The organism is Psychromonas sp. MME1 (genome assembly GCF_041080865.1).
Lineage (GTDB): Bacteria > Pseudomonadota > Gammaproteobacteria > Enterobacterales > Psychromonadaceae > Psychromonas.
The window spans coordinates 1,168,286-1,187,512 of sequence record NZ_CP160906.1 but is presented as its reverse complement, the minus strand read 5'-3'; the positions used below and the strand labels follow the sequence as shown (position 1 = coordinate 1,187,512).

General features: G+C 37.3%; 17 protein-coding genes. 11 read left to right on the top strand and 6 right to left on the bottom strand.

Annotation, left to right across the window (positions count from 1 at the left end; genetic code table 11):
* Nucleotides 1-284: 284 nt before the first annotated feature.
* The 3 genes from AB2N10_RS05595 to AB2N10_RS05585 form a co-directional block, all read right to left on the bottom strand.
* Nucleotides 285-1,886 (bottom strand): glycosyltransferase family 39 protein, encoded by a 1,602-nt coding sequence (locus AB2N10_RS05595; RefSeq protein ID WP_354625283.1) that lies wholly within the window; start codon nt 1,884-1,886, stop codon nt 285-287.
* 293 nt (nt 1,887-2,179) lie between these two features.
* Entirely contained in the window at nt 2,180-4,444 is a 2,265-nt protein-coding gene (locus AB2N10_RS05590; protein ID WP_354625284.1) for an arginine/lysine/ornithine decarboxylase, read from the bottom strand.
* A 207-nt stretch (nt 4,445-4,651) separates the two neighbouring features.
* Nucleotides 4,652-5,884 (bottom strand): MFS transporter, encoded by a 1,233-nt coding sequence (locus tag AB2N10_RS05585; RefSeq protein ID WP_369434460.1) that lies wholly within the window; start codon nt 5,882-5,884, stop codon nt 4,652-4,654.
* Between the two features lie 153 nt (nt 5,885-6,037).
* Between AB2N10_RS05585 and AB2N10_RS05580 the strand changes: the two genes are divergently transcribed.
* Nucleotides 6,038-6,928 carry a LysR family transcriptional regulator gene (locus AB2N10_RS05580; protein WP_369434459.1) on the top strand — a complete coding sequence of 297 codons (891 nt, stop codon included), beginning with the start codon at nt 6,038-6,040 and terminating at the stop codon, nt 6,926-6,928.
* Here AB2N10_RS05580 and AB2N10_RS05575 read toward each other — a convergent pair.
* Nucleotides 6,925-7,524, bottom strand: coding sequence for a hypothetical protein (locus AB2N10_RS05575; protein WP_369434458.1), 600 nt, complete (start codon nt 7,522-7,524; stop codon nt 6,925-6,927). The two genes, AB2N10_RS05580 and AB2N10_RS05575, sit on opposite strands and share 4 nt — an antisense overlap.
* A gap of 598 nt (nt 7,525-8,122) precedes the next feature.
* Between AB2N10_RS05575 and ppk1 the strand changes: the two genes are divergently transcribed.
* From ppk1 to AB2N10_RS05560, 3 genes are read left to right on the top strand one after another with little or no spacing between them, the layout of a single operon-like run.
* Nucleotides 8,123-10,231: a polyphosphate kinase 1 gene (gene ppk1 / locus AB2N10_RS05570; protein ID WP_369434457.1), complete on the top strand. Its 2,109-nt coding sequence runs from the start codon at nt 8,123-8,125 to the stop codon at nt 10,229-10,231.
* Entirely contained in the window at nt 10,203-11,720 is a 1,518-nt protein-coding gene (gene ppx / locus AB2N10_RS05565; RefSeq protein ID WP_369434456.1) for an exopolyphosphatase, read from the top strand. Before ppk1 ends, ppx begins: the two co-directional genes overlap by 29 nt.
* Nucleotides 11,721-11,753: 33 nt before the next feature.
* Nucleotides 11,754-12,239 (top strand): glutathione peroxidase, encoded by a 486-nt coding sequence (locus AB2N10_RS05560; protein ID WP_369434455.1) that lies wholly within the window; start codon nt 11,754-11,756, stop codon nt 12,237-12,239.
* A gap of 107 nt (nt 12,240-12,346) precedes the next feature.
* Here the strand turns inward: AB2N10_RS05560 and AB2N10_RS05555 are convergent, their stop codons facing one another.
* Nucleotides 12,347-12,928: a DUF3157 family protein gene (locus tag AB2N10_RS05555; protein ID WP_369434454.1), complete on the bottom strand. Its 582-nt coding sequence runs from the start codon at nt 12,926-12,928 to the stop codon at nt 12,347-12,349.
* A gap of 247 nt (nt 12,929-13,175) precedes the next feature.
* Here AB2N10_RS05555 and AB2N10_RS05550 point away from each other — a divergent pair, with 247 nt between their 5' ends.
* Nucleotides 13,176-13,760, top strand: a complete 585-nt coding sequence (locus AB2N10_RS05550; protein ID WP_354625289.1) for a DJ-1/PfpI family protein — start codon at nt 13,176-13,178, stop codon at nt 13,758-13,760.
* Nucleotides 13,761-13,782: 22 nt separating this feature from the next.
* Here AB2N10_RS05550 and AB2N10_RS05545 read toward each other — a convergent pair whose 3' ends face one another.
* Nucleotides 13,783-14,538 (bottom strand): endonuclease, encoded by a 756-nt coding sequence (locus AB2N10_RS05545; RefSeq protein WP_354625290.1) that lies wholly within the window; start codon nt 14,536-14,538, stop codon nt 13,783-13,785.
* 233 nt (nt 14,539-14,771) lie between these two features.
* Between AB2N10_RS05545 and AB2N10_RS05540 the strand changes: the two genes are divergently transcribed.
* The 6 genes from AB2N10_RS05540 to AB2N10_RS05515 all read left to right on the top strand — a co-directional run bounded on the left by AB2N10_RS05540 (nt 14,772) and on the right by AB2N10_RS05515 (nt 19,162).
* Complete coding sequence (locus tag AB2N10_RS05540; RefSeq protein WP_354625291.1) at nt 14,772-14,945, top strand: hypothetical protein; 174 nt, start codon at nt 14,772-14,774, stop codon at nt 14,943-14,945.
* Nucleotides 14,946-15,155: 210 nt separating this feature from the next.
* Nucleotides 15,156-16,220: an arabinogalactan endo-beta-1,4-galactanase gene (locus tag AB2N10_RS05535; RefSeq protein WP_369434453.1), complete on the top strand. Its 1,065-nt coding sequence runs from the start codon at nt 15,156-15,158 to the stop codon at nt 16,218-16,220.
* A 490-nt stretch (nt 16,221-16,710) separates the two neighbouring features.
* Nucleotides 16,711-17,454, top strand: coding sequence for a hypothetical protein (locus AB2N10_RS05530; protein WP_369434452.1), 744 nt, complete (start codon nt 16,711-16,713; stop codon nt 17,452-17,454).
* 297 nt (nt 17,455-17,751) lie between these two features.
* Nucleotides 17,752-17,910, top strand: coding sequence for a hypothetical protein (locus AB2N10_RS05525; RefSeq protein WP_354625824.1), 159 nt, complete (start codon nt 17,752-17,754; stop codon nt 17,908-17,910).
* A complete protein-coding gene (locus tag AB2N10_RS05520; RefSeq protein ID WP_369434451.1) occupies nt 17,911-18,444 on the top strand; it encodes a hypothetical protein in 534 nt (177 codons plus the stop codon). It abuts the gene before it with no gap.
* Nucleotides 18,434-19,162, top strand: a complete 729-nt coding sequence (locus AB2N10_RS05515; RefSeq protein ID WP_369434450.1) for a diguanylate cyclase — start codon at nt 18,434-18,436, stop codon at nt 19,160-19,162. Before AB2N10_RS05520 ends, AB2N10_RS05515 begins: the two co-directional genes overlap by 11 nt.
* Nucleotides 19,163-19,227: the final 65 nt, after the last annotated feature.

Genomic DNA, 19,227 nt, shown 5'->3' with positions numbered 1-19,227 from the left:
GGGTATATTACGTTACTAATTACTTTGATTATGTACTCTATTTAGGCGCAGGCATAAATGGGTGATTGCGAGGCTAGCAGTAACTGATTGTTCCAATTGTAAAAAAATCTCGCGCCTAATCTTAGTTCAAATTCGCGTTCATTTTAATAAGCGGCAATGGGTCGATCAATTTATAATTTTATATGATAGATCTACTTGTACCAATCCGTTTAACTAAAATTTGCCTCTTGCTAGTGAAAAAGAAGGCGATGTGCGCTGCAATTCACCATCGCCGTCTCAGCAAGTTAATCTATATTTTCGTCTAAGTCTGTTATCCCCTTAATAACGATAAACTTGCCTCTATATGAGCTATAAAATAGGCTGTTTTGCTTATCCTCTGAAGTTAAATGGCGCTGAGTCATCACCATAACCGTATTACGTTGTGAGTTAGGCGTTTCATCAATGAGGTAGTTATCATGTTTTATCTCTTTGATTGGCGTTTTTAGCCGTCCTGAAAATTGAAATTGATTATGGTATTCCCCTCGATAGGTAACTTCACGCCCCATATCCTGAAGTTGATGTATATATTTAGCCGTCGCGTTGACATCATACAGCTGGAATAATATGGGTGATAAAAATGGAATGAGTATAAATAGACCAAAATTAAAGGAGATTAAGGCGATAGAAAGTGAGTCTATTTTTAATTTATTATGAATAGTTTGGAGATTCATGAGTATGAGACTACAAATGATTGGTATCACCCCCCATGAATAGTTTAAACCATCCATACTCGCATTATAAAAGATATTGCCGAGCCAATAATATGAAGAAAAGATAACGATCGACGTGATAATCATCAATAGCGCTAAAAATGGCTCTCTAGATTGCATTGTTGATGGCATATTAGAGGCTAAAAAGAGGGCTATTATCGGCAAAACAGGGTAAAGATAATGTACCTGTTTACCACTAAAACAGCTAAACAGAACCAATACTGATACGAATATTAGTAAACAGAACCTATTTCCCGCTCGTGTTTCGTTACTGGGTTTGAAAAAGTTGGAGCTCCAAAATTGTTTCATTGCTAACCAAGGCAGTAATAAAAGAGGCAAGGCAACCAAGTACCAATAAAATGGCCTAGCATGGGCGAATGAATTCTTTATTCGTCCGGCGGATTGTTCCCAAAAAATGGCATTTGCATACTCTTTTCCTCCCGTCAAAACAGCGGGAATTGCCCATGATAAAACAATGGCGATACCACATACAAGCGCAATTAAACTCCCCATATACCAAGTTCTATTTTCACTCATTGTGGCAGTGCGCCAGTACCGATAGGTTATTATCATTGGCAGCGTATAAACAAAGGCAACGGGCCCTTTAATTAACAACGAGACGCCAAAGCCTATCCCTGCAATTAATGCGTAACTATATTTAGCCGTTAATGCAAAACGATATAAATTAATGTAGGTGATAAGGATAAAAACGGTAATTAACAGATCAAACATTGATGACGGGACATATATAAACCACCCTAAGAAGCTGATTAAAATGATAGGGCTAAATTTTGCTGCTTGCGCTGAGTTTGGATAGACTAGTTTTGCTAACTTAACAATGAGTAAATAATTACAACAAGCAATGAAAGGTACGATAATTCGAGCGCTAAATTCAGAGACACCGAAGGTGGCCCAAGTGAGATTGATAAGCCAAAAAAGAGCAGGGGGTTTATGCGTATAAAACTGACCATTTTTCATCGGCACTAACCAATTATCTCCCTGCCACATCTCCCAAGCGACTGAGATATATCTTGTTTCATCAATAGGAAAAAGTGGGCGGTAAAAAATACTTAATATAATGGTAAAAAAAGCAAGTAATAGGGCTAAGTAGAGAGGTTGTTTTGGTTGGAGTAACATATAAGCAACTTTAAGAATAGCTGAGATATCATAAGCGTGCGCTAGCAATATCTGATTTTGTAAGGAATAGATTAACTTAAAATTTATTGATACAAGAGTCAATATATAGGCACAGATTTAACCATATATAACCAATAAAAGTATGCAATTAACAATTAAATTAATTTCAACGTGTCACTGAGAATTAATAAAAAGTCGATGCTGTTAATGCGCGTCTTGCGATAATCATCAAGGTAGAAAGCTTAATCCATCCTTAATGATTATCGCGTATAAGTACACCTGTTAGGGGGTCTTTACTCAATCACACAATCGACGAAATAATGCATTTTTCCTTCTATTTCCTGGGCAACTAAGCCATGTATAAAAGTTTCAAAACCAGGTAATTTTTGATTAAATTCACGGGCAAATTTTAAATACTTAACAATCGTTTCATTAAACACTTCCCCTGGCACTAATAAAGGGATGCCCGGTGGATATGGGGTTAACATCACCGCAGTAATGCGACCAACCAAGTCATCAAGTGGCACACGCTCTATTTTTTTATGTGCCATTTTTGCAAAGGCATCGGCGGGGATCATTGCAGGGACCAAATCCGATAAATACATTGATGTGGTTAGTTTCGCGACATCATGTTGCGTATATATCTGGTGAATCTGCTGACATAAATCGCGTAGACCAACGCGCTCATATTGCGGATATTGAATAATAAATTCCGGCAAAATACGCCACAAAGGAGCATTTTTGTCATAATCATCTTTAAATTGTTGTAACGTCGTCACCATGGTATTCCAACGACCTTTGGTGATACCAATAGTGAACATAATAAAGAATGAATATAGACCCGTTTTTTCAATGACTACGCCATGTTCAGCTAAATATTTGGCGACGATCGCGGCGGGGATACCCGTCTCTTCAAAGCCACCATCTACGGTAAGCCCGGGCGTTAAAATGGTCGCTTTGATCGGATCGAGTAAATTAAAGCCTTCTTCAATCGCACCAAAACCATGCCAATTCTCATCGGCGCGTAGCATCCAAGAGTCGCGTTCATCTAAACCTTCATCGGTTAAATCGTCAGGTCCCCAAACCTTAAACCACCAATCTTCTTGATATTCATCATCTACTTTGCGCATCGCACGACGAAACTCTAACGCTTCGTCTAGTGATTCTTCAACTAAAGCCGTGCCTGCGGGCGCTTCCATCATTGCCGCGGCGACATCACAAGATGCAATGATGGCATACTGTGGACTTGTCGACATGTGCATTAGATAGGCTTCGTTAAATAGATCCGTATCTAAATGATTGTTTGTGGCGTTTTGTACCAAAATTTGTGATGCTTGAGAAAGACCAGCCAACAACTTATGTGTTGATTGGGTGGAAAATACCATAGACTCGTTACAAGGGGTGCGTCCTTCTCCGATTGCATGGTAATCACCATAAAAATCATGAAATGCAGCATGTGGCAGCCAAGCCTCATCGAAATGCAGCGTATCAACTTCACCATCGAGTAATGATTTAATCTCTTCGACATTATACAAAATACCATCGTAGGTTGATTGAGTGATAGTCAAAATACGTGGTTTTAAATTAGCATCTTCGCTTAATAATTTTTTAATAAAAGGATTGTTTTCCATTTTTTCACGGATTTTAGCAGGTTCAAACTCCTGACGGGGAATTGGCCCGATAATTCCATAGTGATTGCGTGTTGGCATCAAGAAAACAGGAATCGCCCCAGTCATCATAATCGCATGTAAAATCGATTTATGACAATTACGGTCAACGACGACAATATCATTACGTGCTACCGTTGAATTCCAAACTATTTTATTGGATGTAGAGGTCCCGTTGGTGACAAAAAAGAGATGGTCTGCATTAAAAATTCGTGCTGCGTTACGTTCTGATGCAGCAATAGCGCCTGTGTGGTCAAGTAATTGGCCTAGCTCTTCTACGGCATTACATACATCAGCTCTTAACATGTTTTCACCAAAAAATTGATGGAACATTCTGCCAACGGGTGATTTTAAGAATGCGACGCCGCCAGAGTGGCCAGGGCAATGCCATGAGTATGAGCCATCTTCAGCATAATGTGTTAAAGCTTTGAAAAACGGGGGAGCTAAACTATCTAAATAACTCTTTGCTTCACGTATAATATGGCGGGCCACAAATTCAGGTGTATCTTCATGCATGTGAATAAAGCCATGCAATTCACGTAATATTTGGTTAGGAATATGACGAGCTGTACGTGTTTCACCATATAGATATATTGGAATTTCAGGATTGCGATGACGAATATTATTAACTAAATTTTGTAACTCAAGTAGGACTGATTCACTATCTTCCTCACCACCGTTACCAAATTCCTCATCGTCGATAGATAATATAAAACCAGCAGCCCGACTTTGTTGTTGAGCAAAAGCAGCTAAATCACCGTAATGTGTATAGCCAATAACCGTCATATCCGCCTTTTCAATCGCTTCGGCAAGCTCTCTTATACCTGAACCACTGGTATTTTCTGAACGGAAATCTTCGTCAATGATGATAATTGGAAAGTCAAAACGCATCCTTTTTCCTTAATTTTTTTGGCAGCAAATTGATGCGGAATATACATCCAGTTAGTTGATACAGCAAGCAAATGATTAACATACTAACCAGCTATACTAGAAAAAATCTAGTGAGGATAGCGCTAGAGCACCGTTGGGCATGGAAAATAGCATCCATCTGCTTTGTTATAAAAACGTTATGTAGATGACTGTATTTTAGTTTTATGCTTAGCATCGCGGCACTATTTTTCTTGCTGATTTCGCATCTTGAAGTACCAGTATATGCTGTGGCAAAAATTTTAGTTGATAAATCGCGACCAATACAAGGCAAATAACTAAGGCAATAGTGGTACTGGCAATGACGCCTGGCCATCCCCAATGTTGATAGAATGGATCAATGAAAAAGACCCCCAAGCTGGCACCTGTATAGTAAAATAAACTGTATAGTGCCTGCGCGCTTCCCTTGCCTTTATTGACCATTTTTCCAACCAACGTACTGGCTTGGGTATGGCAAAAAAAGAAACCTATTGCGATGGTCACCATCCCCATCACCATCAAAGTTAAATCTGAGTTACTTAATAAAACATTGGCACCGAGCATAATGATGATCCCGGTAATAATACCCGCTAACTGCCCATGCTTTTTGGCGAACTGACCAGCAAATGATGCGCTCAGTGTCCCGCCTAAAAAGGTGAGGAACATTAAGCTACGTGCCCAGCTGGGTAAATCATAGGGGCTACCTTCAAGAACAATCATTAAATAACTGAATAAGTTCACAAAGCAACCAAATGCCAAGCCAATAAGTAGGTAGATCAATATTAATTGAGGGCGTTTAAGATGTATTGAAAATTGTTTTAAGCTGGTTGTTAAATTGAACTTTTCTGCGATGAAATGGCGTTGTTTCGGCAGAAATAGAAAGACCAAAGCAAAGAGTGCGCAGCTTAACAGCGCGATAATGTAACCAGTAGCGCGTAAACTATCGAAATATTCAATCCCAATACCACTGATTAGCCGACTACTAATACCGCCTAAGGTATTACATGCGATATAAAAACCCACAGCGCTTGGTAACCAACTTTTTCTTAACTCCTCCCGGAAAAAAGGGATCGCAACCGCAGGGCAAGCAGCTAAAAAAGCACCTTGTATAAATCGTAAAAATATAAATAAGGTGTAGTTTTCTACCAGTGGTAATGATAGTGAAACGCATAAACCCGCTGCTGTGCCGCATAATAGGATGGGATACCGGCCTATCGCATCTGACAAACTTGCTAGTATTAATAACCCAAGCCCCATGCCAAGAAAGGGCGCTGACATGGCAAGATTAGCCGCAAGAGGGGTAATTGCAAAACTTTGCTGTAATAGTGGTAACAACGGTTGTAACCAATAGATATTTAAAAAGGTTACAATCGAGCAAAGGCAAATTGAGATAGTTAAGGAATTATAATGGGTTATATTCTTCATAGCATCATCACGTTATTTCATACACAAAATAAGAATATGCTCAATTTATCAATAAATAAATAATGTTGTTTTTATGACACCCATAGATATAATCTATACCTGTGATGCATCAAGATACAAAGTCGGGAATAAAAGTTACCTTAGTGGAGGATAATGATGGAATTTAGGCAACTGCACCATTTTATCACTGTTGTTGAAACGGGATCTATTTCAGCGGCAGCAAGACACTTAAATATGGCGCAGCCTGCCATCAGTTCTAGCATTAAAAAACTAGAAAGTGATATCAATGTTCCGCTTTTTCACCGTCGCGAAAGGGGGGTGGGATTAACCAAAGCTGGTCAGCAATTTTTACAACACGCTAGGCAAATTTTACAACAGGCTAAAGATGCTAAATTAGCCATTCAAGCGATTGATGGTTTACAGCAGGGTGAGGTACAAATTGGCTTACCAAGCGTACTAGGATCGTATTTTTTCCCACCTATATTAATGGCTTTTAAACATCAATATCCTGGCTTAAGCCAAAATATCATAGATACTGGTACGCGTAATATAAGGCAAAAATTATTAGATGGAGACATTGAATTAGGGGTTATTGCCGATAAAGATTTATTACCAGAGTTAGCTAGCCATAAATTAATACAGGTTGAAATGGTAGTCTGTATGGCACCTGAACATCCTTTAGCAGATTTAGAGAAAATCGAATCAAAGGACTTTCTCGCTCACGAGTTGGTGTTGTTTGGTAATAGTTATTACCATCATGGATTCATCCAAAAAATCAGCCGTCAGGAAAAGACAATCCCTAAGGTCTCCTTTACAACCAATCTGCTTCCCTTAATTAAATCGGTAATTCGCAAAGGATACGCCATTTCACCGATGTGGAGATTAGCAATCCAAGAGGATGATCAAATAGTGACGCGTCCCTTTGCAGAGCCATTTATCATCGACTTGAGCTTGGCTTGGCGTCGAGATAGTTACTTATCAAGAGCAAATCAAGTATTTTGTGATTTTGTGTTACAACAAGTGCGAAACAATGAAGCGCATTAACTAAGCTGATTGATTTTGCGTTTCAACAGTAAAATTTGTTTAATTAATTGTGATTTTTCAAGTTCGGCTAATGCTTTTACCTGTAGATCCTTATTGATCAGCGATTGCATATGGGCTTCCTCTGAATTGTTAGTATCACCAAGGGTATTTAATTTTTCTCTCAGTTGTCCATTTTCTTGGCTGAGTCGTGCTATTTTTAACTGCTCTTTTTGTGTTGCTTGAGAAGCTTGTTTTCCTGCAAAAATAAGTTTCTCTAGGGTCTGATTAAGCGGTTTACCTTTGGCTAACTTTTTTAGTTGATCACCCGCTTTAATGGACATATTGAATGTATAGAGTTTTTTACCATTATCACTATCGCGGGATTTTTTACTACGCCAAGCTTTAAATAACTGGTTACGTAATTCACGACCATCTGCTGTCGTTTCCAACAGTTCACAGAGTTGCTGGAATTGATACTGGTTAAGATTATGAATATCGACACCAATGCCGCCTGTCAATTTTTGAAGGAGGGCGGTTTTACGAGTTAAGTAATTTTTAACCCAATGACTATTTATTTCATTCCATTCAAATCCTGACGGTGTAGCAACGGTTATCATATTAGTATCCTTTAATATTGGCCAGCATGTCTCCATGATACTTCAAGATGCAAAGTGAGCAAGAAAAAGTGCACTAAGATGGGATTAAGCTTCATCATTTAGTTATATTGCATGCGGTATCGCGCAGTAACGAGACAAGTGTTATCACTTAGTGCCGCCACAGGTGGTGTAGCTTATTGCACAGGGTTGTAAATTATTGCTTTAAAACGTATAAATCTATTTGCGCGTATGTTATAAGCTTGAATAAATATGAAGGTCTTCGGCTTTCAGGCTGGTTACTGGTAAGTTTTTCCTATTGTTATACCATCAAGCACTAAAACACGGTGACTAGTTTGTTGTGTTGGGGGTATTACAAATAGATTTTTAGCAGATGTAATAAAAGTGTCACAGATACGGGCTATACTCTAAGCTGTTAATATTACAATTGTGTGACGGTTCATTTAAGTGTCATCTTGATGTCAAAATTAATGTGTGAATAACAATTACCTCATGTTACGTCTTGCTCTGGTATCCAAGCTAGCGCCTGACAAAGCATTTTGAGGTAACATGGGTATAGACTATTTAAAAATAATAATAACTGACAGGTTAAAATTTAATTATGATTGCTGAAAAGTTGTATATAGAAAAGGAACTAAGCTGGCTTTCATTTAATGAGAGAGTATTGCAAGAAGCGGCGGATAAATCGGTTCCACTTATTGAAAGAATTCGCTTTTTAGGTATTTTCTCAAATAATTTGGATGAATTTTACAAAGTTCGTTTCTCCGATGTTAAAAGACAAATATTAATTAACCGAGAGCGCGGAGGAAATGACAACACCAAGCATCTGTTAAAGCGTATGCAGAGTAAAGCATTTAAACTTAATCAAGACTTTGATGATTTATATAATGAGCTTATTTTAGAAATGGCTCGTCGACGTATATTTCTTGTTAACGAAACTCAGTTAGATGAAACACAACAAATTTGGGTTCGTAAATATTTTCATAGCGAAGTTCGACCGCATGTTACTCCACTATTGATGCGTGAAGATATTGATGTAATGCAGTTTCTCAAAGATGAATATGCTTATATCGCAGTTGATTTAAAACAACAAGATCAAAGCCAATATGCCCTCATTGAAATTCCAACGGATCATCTTCCTCGCTTTATTATGGTTCCCGAGCAAAAGGGTAAACGACGTAAAACAATTATTTTATTAGATAATATTATCCGTTACTGTTTGGATGATATATTCAGAGGTTTTCTCGAATATGAGGAGCTTGCTGGTTATGCAATGAAAATGACACGTGATGCTGAGTATGATTTACGCCATGAGGTCGAGTACAGCTTAATTGAGCAATTATCGGAAGGGTTAAGCCAGCGCTTAACTGCAATGCCCGTTCGCTTTGTCTATGAAAGTAATATGCCGAGCAACTTGCTGAAATTTCTTTGTGATAAACTAAAAATCTCAAACTACGATAGCTTACTTCCCGGTGGACGCTACCAAAATTTTAAAGACTTCATTAGCTTTCCTAATGTCGGGCCCCGTTATTTAGAAAATAAATCGTTACCACCGCTTAAATGTGCCGATTTCGAAGGATATGCCAATGCCTTTGATGCCATTCGTGCTCGTGATATTTTACTTCACTATCCCTACCACTCCTTTGAACATATTACGGAACTGGTTCGGCAAGCATCCTTTGATCCCAAAGTGATTAGTATCAAGATTAATATCTATCGGGTTGCGAAAGACTCGCGTTTGATGAGTTCCCTTGTCGATGCTGTACATAACGGTAAACGAGTCGTAGTCGTTGTGGAGTTGCAGGCGCGTTTTGATGAAGAAGCGAACATGGAATGGTCACGCGTTTTAACCGAAGCAGGTGTGCAAGTCGTTTTTGGTGCCCCTGGTATGAAAATTCACGCCAAACTGTTACTCATTAGTCGTAAAGAGGGCGAAGAAATAATCCGTTATGCCCATATGGGCACAGGGAATTTCCACGAAAAAACAGCACGTATTTATACTGATTTTTCTTTACTAACTTCCGATCAAGAACTCGCCACTGAAGTGAGAAATGTTTTTGGCTACATAGAAAACCCATACCGCCCAGTACATTTTGACCATTTAATTGTTTCACCTCGTAATTCCCGTAACCAGTTATATCGTCTAATAGATAATGAAATTAGTAATGCCAAAGTGGGAAAAAAAGCAGCCATAACCCTAAAAGTCAATAATTTAGTCGATAATGGATTGATTAATAAACTCTATACCGCAAGTAGTGTCGGCGTTAAAATTAAAATGATTATTCGTGGTATGTGCTCGCTTGTTCCCGGTGTAGAAGGGGTGAGTGATAATATTCAAGTTATTAGTGTTATTGATCGCTTTTTAGAGCATCCTCGCGTTCTGATCACCCATAATGAAGGCAATCCATTAGTCTATATATCTTCAGCAGATTGGATGACGCGAAATATAGATAATCGTATTGAAGTGGGGGCACCTGTTCGTGATGAACGTTTAAAACAGCGTATTATTGATATTATTAATATTCAATTTACAGACACCGTTAAAGCCAGAGTTATCGATAAAGAGATGAGTAACCTGTATGTCGATCGTGGTAACAGAAAAAATGTACGTTCTCAATTAGCGACCTATGATTATATTAAAAACTTAGAAAGACAAACCCGAAGATCTAAAGAGATGCGTAATGGTGATGAATCAAACTCTATCAAATGAAACTGACATTAAAGATATTGCAGCAATAGACCTTGGATCTAACAGTTTTCACATGGTTGTTGCAAAAGTTAATGATCAAGATTTACAGTTAGTAAGCCGCCATAAACAAAGAGTACGTTTAGGGGATGGTTTAGATGAGCATAAACACCTCGATGAAGCAGCAATGCAAAGAGGGCTGGAATGTTTGGCTATGTTCGCCGAACGTTTACAAGGTTTTGAGCCTCATAATGTGCGGATCGCAGCGACACATACATTACGACAAGCAAAAAATGCCACCCTATTTTTACGTCGCGCCTTAGAAATATTACCATTTCCTATAGAGGTCATCCCTGGAACTGAAGAGGCACGTTTAATCTACCTCGGTGTTGCTCATACGCAACCACAAGCCGATTCTATGTTAGTGGTTGATATTGGAGGAGGCAGCACTGAACTCATTATTGGAAACGGTTTTGAACCCGTATTAGTTAACAGTACCCCGATGGGCTGTGTTAATTATTCCAATCGATTTTTCAAAAATGGCAAGCTTTCAAATAAAAACTTTGCTAGTGCAAGACTTGCAGCAGCACAAAGCCTTGAGTTTATTGACTACAAGTATCGCAGGCTTGGCTGGGATTTAGCCTTTGGTTCCTCAGGGACAATTAAAGCAATCAATGAAGTGCTCGTTGGTATGGGCTATGAAGATGGCATTATTAGTGAAGATCGGTTATCCAAACTCATTTCGACCTTATGCGAATGGTCAACTATTGATGATATTCAACTTACCGGGCTTAGCGATGAAAGAAAGCCCGTCTTTGCGGCTGGTGTGGCAATTTTAAGTGCAATATTTCAAGCCTTAAATATCAAAGAGATGCATTTTTCTGACGGTGCCTTGCGAGAAGGACTACTCTATGAGATGGAAGATCGTTTTAAATGTGCTGATATTCGTTTGCGCACCACGGAAAACCTTGCAAGCAAACATTTAGTTGATGTTAAATATGCAACGGATGTTAAGGAGCAAGCTATCGCATTATTAGATCAGGTTGCTTCTGAGGTTGGGTTAAAAAAATCGAGTGAGTTGTTTGATCTGTTATCTTGGGCTGCACTATTACATGAAGTCGGATTAAGTATTAGCTTGCAGGGCTTTCATCGCCACTCCGCTTATATTTTACGCCATACGACTATGCCGGGTTTTAACAGCGAACAACAATTAGTTATTTCTATGCTAGTGAGATATCAGCGCAAATCACTTAAATTAGTTGAAATCGATGACTTTACCCTGTTTAAGAAAAAACATATTATTGCTCTGATTCGCGTATTACGCCTTGCTATCGTGCTCAATGCACAACGTAATGATCAACCCTCACTGAATATCACAATTGACGCCCGTGATGATGAATGGACGCTGGACTGTGAAGATATCGATTGGTTAGAGAATAATAAATTGTTACAGGCTGATTTAGTCACTGAGCAACAATATTGGAAAGCAACTGGTTGGAACTTGCTATTTTAATGTTTCTTTAGCGTTATAAAATGGAGCCAAACTATGTCTATCTTAAATAAAAGTATGCCGTTACTTTCAGGTGATATACAAGACTTATCCGTTTATCAAGGTCAGGTAGTATTGATTGTAAATACAGCCAGCAACTGTGGCTTTACCTATCAATATGAAGGTCTACAAGCCTTATATGAACAATATAAAGATCAGGGGTTTGTTGTTCTTGGTTTTCCGTGTAATCAATTTGCTGAACAAGAGAAGGGCAGTAATAGCGATATTGCCACATTTTGTCAGAAAAATTACGGTGTGACCTTTCCTATGTTTGCAAAAATTGACGTTAATGGCAGTAATGCCGCCCCGCTATATAAAGAGCTCAAAACAACTGCACCGGGTGTAATGGGCACTGAAAACATTAAATGGAATTTTACTAAATTTTTAATCAGTAAAAGTGGCGCTATTACCCGTTATGGATCAACAACCAAGCCCCAAGAACTGATTAATGATATTGAAGCGGCTTTATACCAATCTATATAAGTAGCTGATTTATATTGTTGCTTATCATAATATCGCTGCGTTATGTGCTATTACCACGTGGGGGATGGAAAATAGCAGCATCGCATCATGAAGTTGCATGGGTATCGTTATCCGCGCGATTCCATTTTCTCAATATTGATATTAATTAGCTGTTTCGTCCATTGTTCTTTATTAATACCTGAGAACCAAAAAATACGACTTTCTCTTACTTGCCCTTTTCGTAGATAGCTATCAGGCAATCTAAAGGTAGCTTGCCAAACATTGATATGGTCCTCTTTTAGCAACTCACCGCTATCTGAAAATAGACTAACGGCTAAGTCAATGGTTACGTAATTGTCAGGACTCTGACTGGCTAACTCAAAAATCAAGCCAAGGCGACCATTTTCCCACTGGGTTGAAAGTAGTTTTACATTGACATCATTTTTTTGAGTAACATCATTTAGGCTAAGCCACTGACTTTTCGGATTAGTTACAATGGTAGGCGACTGCTTTTGTTCAATTGCAACGGAAGTGGATGCTTGATCTTTTTTTATGGAATTAATATCAACCACATATTGCCAAGTGAAATCAGGATTGAGTTTCACTACCTTGCCATTTTCTAATGTGACCAATGTTTCTTCACTGGCAAGCGAAGGCAGGGAGATAATTGAAATAACAAAAGTTAAAAATAAAGAATATTTATTGTGCATATAAACTAACCTATTAATGGAACTGTATCTAGCATATACAATGCACAAGTGAATGAACACATTTAATACCAATTCCGATAAATAGCAGATCTATTTTACTGGTTAAAACTACTTACTGCTGCGTTGTAATTTTCGCAAAGGGAATAGCCATTTACGTCAAATTAGGCCTTGAATTAAGCTGTTTTTCCTGCGCAAAATGTAGATCACATACTTACCGGAATTGGTATGATCAGTAGAGGTGAGTACAATGAATATCGCGATATATATCTATGATAATGCAGAAGTGCTTGATTTTTCGGGCCCATTTGAAGTGTTGAGTACTGCTAGTAGGCTTGCTTTTAATGACTGGAATATATTTTTTGTCGCACAATCTGCGGATATTGTCACTGCTCGAGGTGGTTTTTTAGTCAAACCTCATTACGACTTTTCAGATCATCCGCATATCGATATTTTAATAGTTGTTGGCGGTATTCATGACCAAGAAGTACAAAAAACAAATGTCATTAGCTGGGTTAAGGAGGTCGCAAATAGGGCTGATATGGTGCTTTCCGTCTGTACTGGCGCTTTCATATTAGCTCAGGCGGGCTTACTTGATGGTTTATCTGTTACCACACACTGGCAGGACATTGCCGACCTACAAGCGGATTATCCGGCCTTAACGGTGATCGACAATAAACGATGGATAGATACGGGTAAATATATCACCTCTGCAGGCATTTCTGCTGGCATCGATATGAGTTTATATTTAGTTTCGCGATTATCATCGGCAACGCTCGCTGAAAAAACAGCAAAACAGATGCAATATAAATGGGCAAATATCATTACCTATTAATGATATTTGCCCATTTAGAACATTATCTTTTCCACAAATTTTTAGCTTCGCAGCGACTTTGCACAACATGATTACTATTTTTTTGCAGGGCTGCTATTTTTTTAGCCCGCTGACATTCCCACGCGCTGACTGGGTACATTTTGTCCCATGCATTCATCAGTTGTCTCTGCTGGTTACTCATTCGATAACGGCTATAAGTGTCTTCCATGTATAAATAAGTACGAGAAATTTGGCCTCTTGCCGCTTCTGGTGGCTCTGCTTTACTATTCTCTATTTTCATCGCACAACTACCAAAACTGTTTTTTGCGGCAGGTAGCATCGTAAAATTATAATTACTTCTTAACGCATTTACAGCGCCAATAGCGGGGTATAAATTAAACATATCCGCTTGCATATAGCGATACTCTTGATTAACTTTTTCTGCACAGCGTCTACCTTTAAATGCCTTACCTTTGCTATTCACACATTGCTTATCGCCATCGCGCCACTCTGAAAATGTACGGCCAAAGTTTTCAGCGGGCACGACATGTTCCCATTCAACTTTTTTAGCGCGTTTCAAGTGTGTCGAAGTTTCAAAACCCGTGGGAGGGGTGATATTTTTACGCTTATCAAATGCCGCACCACAATATAGGGTAGAACGATTGTTGCTATAGACTTCATTCTCCATGTTTTTTTTAGCACGACTGAAGGAGTCGTTAGATTGATTGGCAGCGATAACAGAAGCTGTCGATAGTACAAGTGAAAGCGAAAAAAGCACTTTCTTAATAAGTGTATTCATAAAGACCTTAATAGGTAAAAAAGAAAATTTAGCGAGGAAAATTTACAAGTGACTTAACCTTTGAGATGAATAGCGTTAGCTTTTCTGTAAGCGAATGAATCCTACCGATATTGATGCAAAAAAAGAAATTAATTTTTTATCAACGATGGCGTTAATGATGGGAGTAGAGTTCGGTCTTAGGATCTTTGCTGGCAATACAGCCATGCCCAGTATCAATGAAACCTTGTATTTGCATGTATGACTGCATTGATGTTGTTGCAGCAACCGCCGGCGAACAAGAAATGGCTATTTCTTACTGGGAAACTGCAGAGGCAATTTTGCAGTGGAAGCGTGATCCTGACCATTATTTAGCGCAAAAAATTGGTCGTAATAAATGGTATCAATCATACTACAGTGCAAATGGTTGAAATTAAACGTGCGTATGATTTCAACAGATAAAATTAATGATATGGATTGTTTCATTGAATTGTAAAAATTCAAAATGCGATTCCATAGACGTTTACAGATTTTATTTACCAATTAATTGACTGCCTAAAAAGGTATTTCCTAACATGTATTTTTACACAAATTATCTAAAAATATTTTGCCTAATAGCGCTTGTACTACCTGCATATATAGTGTCTTCTGTTGAAAACAATTTCATTCGTGGCGTTGACCTTTCATCGGCTAATCAAATGCAAGATTGTGGGATCATTTTTTATGATCGTGATGGCGCAAAAAATGTTTACCAGATTATATCTGAGCAAGGTGGCAATCTGGCTAGGATCCGGATATGGGTAAATCCAAATTGGCAGGACGCGGATGGCAAGGTTAATCACTATTCAAACTACGCAGATGTCAAATTAAGCATTCAACAAGCAAAGGCTAATAACATGAAAGTCATGCTTGATTTTCATTATTCTGACACATGGGCAGATCCTAGTGCACAAATTATCCCTAAAGCTTGGGAAAAATATCTAGGGGATACGGATTCGTTAGCTGCAAGAGTATACCTATATAGCAATGATGTTCTTTCTAGACTTGCACTTGCACAATTAAGTCCTGATTATGTTCAAATAGGCAATGAGATAGATCGCGAAATAATGGTCCCATGGGATAACAAAGGCTACCCAATTAACTGGGTACGTAATGCTGCATTATTAAATGCAGGAATAAAAGCGGCGCGTAAAGAAGGAAATGGTCAGGCAAAAATCATCATTCATATAGCCAATGCATCAAATGCTAATCATTGGTTTTGGGCTGCAAAAAATGCTGGTGTCACTGATTTTGATATAATCGGTTTATCCTATTATGCACAATGGTCTGAATTAAATATCGCAGAGCTCGGCCAGAATATAAAAGCGCTTAAAAAACGCTATACTAAAGATGTAATGATTGTAGAAACTGCTTTACCTTGGACAGATAAATGGAATGACCAACTACATAATGTTTTGGCCGTCATGCCCAAAGGATATCAACCTGCAAGCCCAGAAAATCAGGCGCGTTGGTTGTTAGATTTAAAAAAAGAGGCGATTAAACAAAGTGTTCTTGGCATTATTTATTGGGAACCAGCTTGGGTTAGTAATGCTTGTTCTGCATCAGGGTTTAAACAAAAATCCGGTTCATCATGGGAAAATGCAACCTTCTTTGATTTTGATAATAAATTAATTGAAAATGGTGGAGTCCGCTTTTTAGCCGAGTAATAAAAATAAAGGGATACACCATCAGGATCAAGTCTTTGTTTTTTGCCTACAGTAGCAAAGAGTTGTTACTTCTCGATTAAATGGTTAAATGGTTGAATGAGCTAACCACGGTTTTTATTTGCTCTCTGCACCATTGATGTATGGAAATAAATACTGTGACTATAATATCCTGATAAACTTAAGTCGCTTTCGCCCCCAAAGGTTTTAATGCATTGATTTTGTTGGGATCAAATATGGATGTCCCCGAGTATGGTGCAGAACATCCAAACCTTTTTATTGATGTAAATCAATTATAAGGTTTGGGTGATGAGATGGACGCTCCCTAATCCAGCCAATTCAGCGATATATCACTCAATTTGATCAGTTAGTTATCATAAACAGAATATTTAATTGAATATCAATAAATTATGAATTATTGTGTTTTTTTATTTAAAAAAATCAGGCTAAAAATGAGAAATTCTACAGCCTCGTTATGTTTCAGGGGAATGTTTTGCAAATATCGTGGGAAACAATAGAAAAAGCATTTAGGCTTTTCTTTCCAGAGTTTTCTAATAAAGTTACTTGGGCCGTTGTGATTGCTGGCTTAGGCCTTACTACGACATCCATATTTCAAAGTATTATAAATGCCGTCCTAGTGACACAATTCAACATTAAAATACTTGGTTCTTATGACTCACTTATTGGAGTCTTATTAATAAGTTTAGGGCTAACGCATAATATATTGCTTCAAAGAGAAAAAACCAAAATTGAAGTAAATTACAAAAGTGAAACTAACCAAAAAGCAATTGATCATGACATTGCATTATTTAATAAATTAAACGAAATGCTCGATGATGAGACATTAATGAGTTTCTTTGATGACGTAGAAGTAAATCATGCGTATTACTCCAAAAATTTGGAGCCATTAACTGACTTTATGTATGAAGTAGAAAAAGTTAAAATTTCTTTTGTTATTGAAAATATCTCGAAATCGTTTGATTCTCTTGTCCCGTTAACCAGGAAACTTGATGATTTCCTCATCAATAACTTTTATATATACGGCCCAAGAAACCCTGATAATTATCTGTTATGTCTACACCCCCAGTGGAACTGTGATAGAGGAGGAAGGTTTGATGACAGAGAGGGAGATATAAAATACGATAAAGCGATGAAAGAGCTGTTTTCAATCATTGACGACTATAAAACAAAATATTCACTTTTTAGAAAATCTGTAAAAATAGAGTTGTGTATTTAAAGAAACATCGCTAATAGGGGACACACAAACCTTTTTATTGATGAAGGGTTTAATCCTAATGTTGAATATATCAATGGTATGACACCTGCGCAGTATACCGTTGCCTTTGAAAATGAAGCTATTTTAAAGTTTTTTCTAAATAAAAGTAAAAACTTATCTGGTATTTACCTTACTGCTGTAAAAAAAGCGATTTATACAAGCCATGTATATCTTCACCTTTGAGTGTTATGGTATGACTTTTGGTAAGTCTTTCTTAACAAGATACAAAAAAGTATTGAAACGCAAAGAGCGAGTAATGTGAAATTATCACAAAAATTACTCAAACAAAGCATCGCTGCATTGCAACTATATTGGTCAAACCAAAAGTACCCTAATGTAGTTCGCACCTTAACGAAAGAAACAGCTGATAGAAATTTAAAGCGTTTGACTGATTTATGTGATACGGGTAATTTTTAAATGAAAAAAATATTATTAATAGAAGATAATCCGCAATTATTAAAAAAGAAGATTGAGGAATTAAATGAAAATTTTACTTACCCTGTAGATAGTGTAGCTAATTTTCATCAACTTCAAGCATACTTAAAAACTAATAAAGATAATGTATTTATTGCTTTGCTTGATTATTATCTTGAAGGTGCAATGGATGGGCAGGGAGTTGATTTACTCATTGAAAATGAAATCCCAACTATTGTGTATACAGAAGAGTACTCTAATGAAATCAGAGAGATATTGTTAGATAAGTGTGTTTTTGAGTATTTACTCAAAAAACCCAATAGTGACATTCTTTATAGTACAAGGCTAATTGAGCGCGTATATAAAAATAGTTTTAGTAAGGCATTAATTGTTGATGGTTCGGAGAGTTTTCGTAATAAATTAGCAAAAAATTTACAGCAATTTGGATTAGACTCTTTACAAAGTAATAATGCCCAGAACACATTAGCTTTATTAAAAGAGCACCGAGATATTCAACTTGTTTTAATTGATTCTTGATATAAGTGGAGAAATACAAGGTGTAGAGCTTGTTGAAGATATAAGAGAGCAATTTCCATCTACTACTCTTGGAATTCTTGGTGTTACACCACATGGTTACAATAGCCAACTTTCTATTGAATTTTTGAAAAAAGGAGCAAATGACTTTATTACTAAACCTTTTGTTAAAGAGCAATTAACTCTTAGAATTATGCAAGTGCTCGAAATGCTAGATACTATAAAAGAAAAAAGTATAGAGGCTACAATTGATCCGCTTACTCAACTAAAAAATCGACGTGCTTTAGAAAGCGAGTCTAAAAAATTAATACAATCTGCACTTATTTCTAACAGTTATTTATCTGTTGCAATGATAGACATAGATCATTTTAAGCTTATTAATGATACTTATGGCCATGATATTGGTGATGATATTTTAAAATTAATTAGCCAAGTTTTGAAATCTAGCCTCAGAAAAAAAGATCTTATTGTTAGGAATGGTGGAGAGGAGTTTTGTATTGTTCTTTCTGATTTGACGCTAAAGAAAGCTATTGATGTTTTTGAAATCTTGAGAAAAAAAATAGCATCAACGTCATATAAAAAAGATGGTGTAAAGATTAATGTTACCGTTTCCATCGGTTTATTTCATGGTATAAAAAAAGATCTTAAATCAATGATGAGGCTAGCCGATGAAAAACTGTATATTGCAAAAGACAATGGGCGTAACAAATTAGTTTCATAGTTGAAAGTCGCGAATATGATAAAACTTACTCACAAAATTTATTAAAAATTTAATTAGTTTTATAG